Annotated in this window: 1 protein-coding gene; it reads left to right on the forward strand. The window is 67.3% G+C overall.

All coding sequences use genetic code 11. From position 1 onward, the window contains the following. Nucleotides 1-820, forward strand: an 820-nt coding sequence (locus tag AAIL66_RS24330) for an aldehyde dehydrogenase family protein (RefSeq protein WP_343497966.1), incomplete at both ends; no start/stop codon positions are given.

Raw genomic sequence — 820 nt, forward strand, 5'->3', positions numbered from 1 at the left:
CTCCGACGCCCTGGACAAGATAGGCACGGAGATCCTGGCGCGCAAGGCCGAGCTCGGCGAGCTGCTGGCGCGCGAAGAAGGCAAGACCCTGCCCGAAGCCATTGGCGAAGTCGGCCGCGCCGGCCAGATCTTCAAGTTCTTTGCGGGTGAATGTCTGCGCCTGAGCGGCGAGACCGTGCCGTCGGTGCGTCCAGGCATTGGCGTGGAGATCACGCGCGAGCCCATCGGCGTGGTCGGCCTGATCACGCCCTGGAACTTTCCCATCGCCATCCCCGCCTGGAAGATCGCCCCGGCCCTGGCCTTTGGCAACTGCGTGGTTCTCAAGCCCGCCGATCTGGTGCCCGGCAGCGCCTGGGCTCTGGCCGACATCATCCACCGCTCGGGCATTCCCGCCGGCGTCTTCAACCTGGTCATGGGCCCGGGCCGTGTGATCGGCGAAGCCCTGGTGAATCACGCCGATGTGGCGGCCATCAGCTTCACGGGTTCGACGGGCGTGGGCCGCGGCATTGCCGAGGCCTGCGTCAAAAGCGGCAAGAAGGTGCAGCTGGAAATGGGCGGCAAGAACCCCCAGATCGTGCTCGACGATGCTGATCTCGCTCAGGCCGTGGAACTGTCGGCCCAGAGCGGCTTCTACTCCACCGGCCAGCGCTGCACGGCGTCCAGCCGCCTCATCGTCACCGACAAGATCTACCCCGCCTTCATCGAGGCCCTGCAGGCCCGCATGGCGCGGATCAAGGTCGGTGACGCACGCGCCGCCGGTACCGACATGGGCCCCGTGGTCAGCCAAGCCCAGCTGGAGCAGGACCTGAGCTACGTGGAG

It is taken from the genome of Comamonas sp. F1-6 (genome assembly GCF_039581415.1).
Taxonomy (GTDB): Bacteria; Pseudomonadota; Gammaproteobacteria; order Burkholderiales; family Burkholderiaceae_C; genus Comamonas; species Comamonas thiooxydans.